This window comes from Rhodococcus sp. T2V, from assembly GCF_029269925.1.
GTDB classification, from domain to species: Bacteria; Actinomycetota; Actinomycetes; order Mycobacteriales; family Mycobacteriaceae; genus Rhodococcus_F; species Rhodococcus_F koreensis.
Genome location: NZ_JARJBD010000200.1, coordinates 1 through 5,824, shown reverse-complemented (window position 1 = coordinate 5,824; position 5,824 = coordinate 1). Strand labels below are relative to the sequence as shown.

The following is a 5,824-nucleotide window of genomic DNA, read 5'->3' as shown; positions in this document are numbered from 1 at the left end:
TGAAAGACAAATTCGGTATTCGCAACCTCCCCGACCTCGGTCCCACCCCGAACCAACGCGTCCCGGCGCCCACACACACCGACGACCGGCCATGAGTACACACCCACTGCCGCAACGACATCGACGACCTGCACGCACACGGAACCCGCGTCCTCGACATAGCCGAGTCCTCGACATAGCCGAAGGAGTTCTGATCGCGCTGCGACGCTGCACATCCGGAGGCGATCACCGAACCGATCCAGGACGCGGGCCGCGACCACATCCCACCGTTTGCCCTCGCACACACCCTCATCACCCTCGCCATCGGCAAGAACATTGCCCACGACGCGCACCCCACCGCCTCCGCGGCCGCGAAAAGGGCACTGGGTCACTCCCCACCCCGCCAGCACCAGGAGCACCGTCATGACCACCCGGCACATCACCAGCGACCACGAACAGATCCGCCACTGGGTCCAAATCCACCACGGGGCACCGGCCCGCGTGGCTAGCACAACCAGTGCCCTCGGTAGGAATCAACTACGGATCGACTTCCTAGGCATCCGCCACCCCGACCTCGAACACCTCGACTGGCACGACTGGTTCGCCGCCTTCGACGCCCAATCACTCGCCCTGAGCTACACCGACAGCCACCAACCCGCGGTTCCGGACCCGTGGGAACTGGTGCACCGCTCCCGATAACTGTAGCCACTCCCGGGCACGGCTCGACCCGGTCAGCGGATCGGACAGGCCCTGATGTCGCCGGACCGCGGCAGCTGTAATGCCGCGTCACGCGAGCCGAGAGGTCGACACGGCACCGGCTTTCCCGCTTCCTCGTCCCCGGTCCCGGGTACCCGGGACCGGGGACCTCGGGACCCGGTCCCCATCCCTACGACAGAAGGCGTGTTGACTGTGCCGGCGAAACACAAACAGGACCACCACACCTCACCGGTGCCGATCCGACGGTGGCCCGAGAGCCCGCCACCACCGATCGGCGGCACCGAGGTCCACGGCGGACGCACTCTGGTCACACAACCGCACCTGACGCTGCAGTTGGTGCGGATCACCGCATTCGAGACCGGGTTGAACGTGCACCTGGCACTGACCGCCGAGGGGCGCTCGGCGGTGGCGGCGCGGATGCAGGCCCGCCCCCTCACCGATGCCCGCGACAGTTCCGCGCGGTGGTCGTACCTCGATGTCTGGATCGGCACCGAACAGCTCGCGGTCGCCGACCCCTACCGCACCCGCCCCGATGTGCGCGCCGAGGAGGGCGGGATGTGCATCTACCGCACCGAACCGCACTACTGGATCCCTGTACCCCCGCCCACCCCGTTCCTGACGATCGCCGCCGAATGGACTCAGATCGGACTCGAACCCGTCGTCACCACACTGAACCTCACCGACCCCGCAGCTGATCATTTCCCACCATCCGTCGACTCCGACTCCGGTCCACAGACTGCTGACGAGCCGGCACAGCACCAACAAGGACAGTGATGGCAATGTCGATCGAGGACGGGCCCGGCAACACCCTGAGCCCCAGTGAAAGTGTCGACCCCGATGAGATACGCAACAACGACGGCGATGAGACGGTCGACCCACCCGAGGGGTGGAGTGCAGCCGACAAGTTCGGCACCACCCTCCGGGAGGAGCGCGAAGGCGAATCACTCGATGATCGACTGGCCGAGGAAGAACCTGATGTACTGGCCAGGGAAGCCGTCGACACGCTGCCACCGGACAGCGCGGCCGACCCCATCACCGACATCGACGGCCTCAACCTTCCCGCCGTCGACGACGACAGCGAGGATGAGGACGAGGACGATATCGGTCGGCGCCCTCACGGCTCGATCAGTGGATCGCCGGACGACGGTACCGCGATCCATCCGGTCGTGGAGTAGCCCGACTCGGATCGAAAGCGGCGCCCCGAGCTTCGCTTTCGGTGGGCTACTCGTCCTCATCGGCCCCTCCATGTCCAAACCGGTCTTGACAAGATCGACTGGTCCACTGGCCTGCTCGTCGGTGGAATCGTCACCTACGTCGGTGTCCTCGAACACCTCGGCGCCGTCGACTTCCTCACGAGGCGACGCCGTTGCCAGCCTGCGGATCCCGCTGCTCGCCGCCCTGCTGGGCATCGTCCGGGGTCTCGTGTCGGCCTTCACCTCGACCATGGGCCTGCTCGCGGCGCTCGTCCCACTCGCGCTCGCGCTCGTCGTCACCGAAACCTCCCGGATGGGCACTGATCTGCGCACTGGCGATCTGCGTCTCCATCGTCGATGTCTCCCCGTTCTCCACCGTAGGAGCCACCCTCGTCAGTTCCCCCGGGGCCGACAGTGCACGCCCACGAATGACGAAGCTCCTGATGGGGCGTGTCGCTCGTCGTGATCGGACCCATCGCTCTGGTAGGCGACCTGGTCGTTCCTCCATGCTCGTCTGATTCGCAAGAACTCGTGCCCGGCGCGGCCAATACAACACCATTGGCTGACGACCCGACACGAGGAAGGCCACGCATCGAATACCCGGTGCGTGGCCTTCCTCGTGATCCGTGAAACCTCACGATGCGTGAACTATGGTGACCGCTTCGCTATGAACGCAATCATGCCTTCCTTCTGATCCTCGAGGTCGACTGGAACACCTCGCACTCCCCACCGGAAGCATGCGTGTTGACCTCGTGCTGGCGGCACTCGGTACCTCGACGTCATGGTGGCGGTCGGGGCATCAGCGAACTCGACGAGCATCCGCGGCTTGCCCCCTCGCACGGAGAATCAGCCGGGCGTGGTCGCCGCAAACATCGGATATGTGCCGAGCAGGGCAGATTTCTTTCTCTTCGATATGACACTTTCCTGATTGGCTCGTGATCGATCGGGGTATTTGGATCTCTGACCAAGCGGAAGTGGCGCCCGCCGAAGGCGGGACCGCGTTTCGTCACTCGAGGAAGATCAGGAGAACCCGATGCGTAAGACGATTGTTGCCACCCTCACCGCGACCATCCTCACCTTCGGTGGTGCCGGACTCGCACAGGCCGCCACGCCAGAGGCCGCCCATGCCCCAGCCGCCACCCAGCAGGCGCAGGACGATTCCACCGACACCGACGACGGTGGCGACAACACCGGACTGTGGGGTCTGCTCGGCCTGGCCGGTCTGCTGGGACTCGCCGGCCTCAAGCGCCGCAACGAAACCCGCACACCCACGCCACCGGCCACGACCACCACCACGTACGGCACCGATCCCACCGCCCGTAGAACGGAGTTCAACCCCCACCCGGCACATGGGGCGTCGAGGCGTAACCCCGACGCCCCGTGTACCGCCGAGCAGGCCCGGCCGGCCGGGCCTCGCGCAGGAGATCGCCGGTATACCCGGTGAAACTCACGACTGCATCGGCCCGGGCGGGAGCGTCGCAGGCCCTGCGCCTCGCTTCGTGTCGTAGGTTCATCGCCGTCGACGCAGCTCACCCAGATGCTGACTTCCCTCACATGATCACAACATGAGGTGAGAGGGCATGATCGAACGCACCCGCGGGTCACATCGCTGCAGGTGAAAGACGGTGACACCAACCCGGACGGTCAGATCGTGAACCGCGCCATCCCCTGCGACTTTCGTCCCGCTGATATCCATCACTGAGCCGACATCACACCGACACGCACGACAGACAGTCTGCTTCGGCACACAGGATGGTGATTGCGTATAGGACAGTCGGGGTATCTGGATTCCTGTCCGAGCGGAGGTGGCATCACCGAGGTAGGGGAAAACGCCTCCGTCAGTCAGAAAAGGGCCACCCACCCGGTGCGTCACCGCAGCGAATGTGAGTTGCAGATGTCGCACCCCGCACCGGAACGGTCGAGCACAGGAGAATGTCATGGAAAAAGCGCTGATCTTCGCAACCGGGGTGGCCGTGGGCTTCGTCGCGGGTACCCGGGCCGGCCGCCAGACCTACGAGAAGATGAGGAATCAGTCCCTCGAGCTCTGGCACAACCCCACCGTGCAGGAGAAGGTAAGTGACGCGGCGCACGTCGTGAAGGACAAGGCCCCACAGGTGCAGCAGAAGGTCGGTGCGTTGGCGAAGAAGGCCACCCATCGCGGCCACACCACCAGCGCGGACATCGACTCCGGCACCGCAGCCGCGGACGTCCACTCGAGCACCGCAGGACCGCGGGACAGGGCGGCCGTGGTCGCAACTCCGGCGGTCACCGAGCCGACCGTTCCACCGGCGACGACCGCGGGCAGACACACCCTCGATCCGGGCTGAGCCGCCTCCCGGACGGAATCGGTCGACCGGTCCGTGCCCGCCGGGCATCATTTCACGACCGCCACGCTCACCCGCAGGTACCGAGCGAGTGGTTGGCTCGTATCCGCAGGTCGGGCACGTGCGAGACGTAGGCGCCGCCGGGTCAACGACTACGGCGATCTCCTGCGTGACCGGTGCGATGTCCACCCTTCGCTTGTTCAGATGCCCATACACCGTGGTGTGCGGCACTGTCAGCATGTCGGCACTCTGGGCGACGGTGTGCTCGCCCGCATCGGACAGGCGGTGAGCGAGTGCTGGTTCGAGTTCAGTTTCGATGGTCGGCCGCCCTTGCGGCGGTTCGGCCTTGCGGGCGGTGTTTCCGATCGCCACACGCGAGGTCCGCGGCCATGCTGAACCGAGGCGTGAGGTGGGGGTACTCACCCGCTGCTGCAGTTGCGGCAATGGAGGACGCCAGCACACGAGCCCCGAACCCGGGTGGTGATATCATGTGATATCAAGGAGGTTGTCATGTCCGACTTTTTGATCCGCAACTTTCCCGCGGAGGACCTGGCGCTGCTCGATGAGCACGCTGCCCGCCTTGGGATCTCGCGCACCGAATTCCTGCGTCGTCAGCTGCAGCAGGAGGCGCGTCGCACCGCCACCACGGTGTCGACCGCCGACCTGGTGCGGTTCACCCAAGACTTCCCCGACCTGGCCGACGACGAAGTCATGCGCGACGCCTGGGCATGAGTGACCCCACGTGGCTCATCGACAAGTCGGCGATGGTGCGCCTGGGCACCAGCCCGGACGCCGAACAGTGGGCCAATCGAATCCAGCGCGGTCTCGTCCACATCTGCACCGTCACGTTGCTCGAGGTCGGCTATTCGGCCCGTACCGCCCATGATCTGACGCGGGGACGGCGCACTCCACCGCTATCGGCCATGCCCCTGGAGTATTCGACACCCGCGATCGAAGACCGTGCCCTGGAGGTGCAACGGCAACTGGCAGAACGGGGTCAACATCGCGCACCGTCGATCCCGGATCTGCTCATCGCGGCGACCGCGGAGATCGGCAACCGAGTGGTTCTGCATCTGGACAAGGACTTCGACCTGATCGCGGCGATAACCGGCCAACCACTCGAACGACTGGTGACCTAGCGGTCCGGACAGGTGCCCCGCCCGGTCTCCACCACGAGTGGCCGCGGACGTACGGGCGCCGGCGACGGGTGCTCGGGTCGGGTCGTGTCGCTGTGCTCGGGGCCGATCACGGCCCGGCCGCCGGCAACCTCACCTGGCTCCGGAGGTGAACGGGTGCACCACCCCACCGCATCTGGCTGCGGCGGTCGGGCCGGACTCGCCGCTTGACGTCGCCCCCCGGGGTTGTGACGAACCTGTCGTCGAGCCGTGCGGGTGGATTGTCCCCGTTCGGCGAGGACACAGAGTTTCCGCTGCCGGCGGAGTCGTTGCCGTACGCGCATCCGCACACGGTGATCAAACCGCTGACCATGCGACAGACGAGGGGCCCTGCACCGGATCGGTGCAGGGCCCCTCTTCGGTGAGTTGCGGGGGTCTACTGCGGGAGCAGTCCCTTGTTCGCGTCGATGAGCTGCAGGATCTGGGGATCGATCGC

At 65.9% G+C, this 5,824-nt stretch carries 8 protein-coding genes; 7 read left to right on the top strand and 1 reads right to left on the bottom strand.

Features of this window, described 5'->3' with window-relative positions:
- Positions 1–402 precede the first annotated feature (402 nt).
- From P3H15_RS52845 to P3H15_RS52835, 3 genes are all read left to right on the top strand, one after another.
- A complete protein-coding gene (locus P3H15_RS52845) occupies positions 403–678 on the top strand; it encodes a hypothetical protein (RefSeq protein ID WP_276144633.1) in 276 nt (91 codons plus the stop codon).
- Positions 679–879: 201 nt separating this feature from the next.
- Positions 880–1,470, top strand: coding sequence for a serine/threonine protein kinase (locus P3H15_RS52840; RefSeq protein ID WP_276144632.1), 591 nt, complete (start codon positions 880–882; stop codon positions 1,468–1,470).
- A gap of 5 nt (positions 1,471–1,475) precedes the next feature.
- The gene (locus tag P3H15_RS52835) at positions 1,476–1,871 is read left to right on the top strand and encodes a hypothetical protein (protein ID WP_276144634.1); all 396 of its coding nucleotides are present in this window, start codon (positions 1,476–1,478) and stop codon (positions 1,869–1,871) included.
- A gap of 175 nt (positions 1,872–2,046) precedes the next feature.
- Here P3H15_RS52835 and P3H15_RS52830 read toward each other — a convergent pair whose 3' ends face one another.
- Entirely contained in the window at positions 2,047–2,241 is a 195-nt protein-coding gene (locus P3H15_RS52830) for a hypothetical protein (protein WP_276144631.1), read from the bottom strand.
- Between the two features lie 681 nt (positions 2,242–2,922).
- On the opposite strand from P3H15_RS52830, the gene P3H15_RS52825 reads away from it, so the two are divergent.
- The 4 genes from P3H15_RS52825 to P3H15_RS52810 all read left to right on the top strand — a co-directional run bounded on the left by P3H15_RS52825 (position 2,923) and on the right by P3H15_RS52810 (position 5,352).
- Positions 2,923–3,333 (top strand): WGxxGxxG family protein, encoded by a 411-nt coding sequence (locus tag P3H15_RS52825; RefSeq protein ID WP_276144630.1) that lies wholly within the window; start codon positions 2,923–2,925, stop codon positions 3,331–3,333.
- Positions 3,334–3,826: 493 nt separating this feature from the next.
- A complete protein-coding gene (locus P3H15_RS52820) occupies positions 3,827–4,216 on the top strand; it encodes a YtxH domain-containing protein (RefSeq protein WP_276144629.1) in 390 nt (129 codons plus the stop codon).
- 507 nt (positions 4,217–4,723) lie between these two features.
- Positions 4,724–4,945, top strand: coding sequence for a ribbon-helix-helix domain-containing protein (locus P3H15_RS52815; RefSeq protein ID WP_276144628.1), 222 nt, complete (start codon positions 4,724–4,726; stop codon positions 4,943–4,945).
- A complete protein-coding gene (locus tag P3H15_RS52810; protein ID WP_276144627.1) occupies positions 4,942–5,352 on the top strand; it encodes a PIN domain nuclease in 411 nt (136 codons plus the stop codon). The genes P3H15_RS52815 and P3H15_RS52810 overlap by 4 nt, the downstream gene beginning before the upstream one ends.
- Positions 5,353–5,824: the final 472 nt, after the last annotated feature.

Excerpts from the sequence above, each read along its gene's own strand:
- P3H15_RS52845 (WP_276144633.1), top strand. The coding sequence starts at position 403 with ATGACCACCCGGCACATCACCAGCGACCACGAACAGATCCGCCACTGG.
- P3H15_RS52835 (WP_276144634.1), top strand. The coding sequence starts at position 1,476 with ATGTCGATCGAGGACGGGCCCGGCAACACCCTGAGCCCCAGTGAAAGT.
- P3H15_RS52830 (WP_276144631.1), bottom strand. The coding sequence starts at position 2,241 with ATGGAGACGCAGATCGCCAGTGCGCAGATCAGTGCCCATCCGGGAGGT.
- P3H15_RS52825 (WP_276144630.1), top strand. The coding sequence starts at position 2,923 with ATGCGTAAGACGATTGTTGCCACCCTCACCGCGACCATCCTCACCTTC.
- P3H15_RS52820 (WP_276144629.1), top strand. The coding sequence starts at position 3,827 with ATGGAAAAAGCGCTGATCTTCGCAACCGGGGTGGCCGTGGGCTTCGTC.
- P3H15_RS52815 (WP_276144628.1), top strand. The coding sequence starts at position 4,724 with ATGTCCGACTTTTTGATCCGCAACTTTCCCGCGGAGGACCTGGCGCTG.
- P3H15_RS52810 (WP_276144627.1), top strand. The coding sequence starts at position 4,942 with ATGAGTGACCCCACGTGGCTCATCGACAAGTCGGCGATGGTGCGCCTG.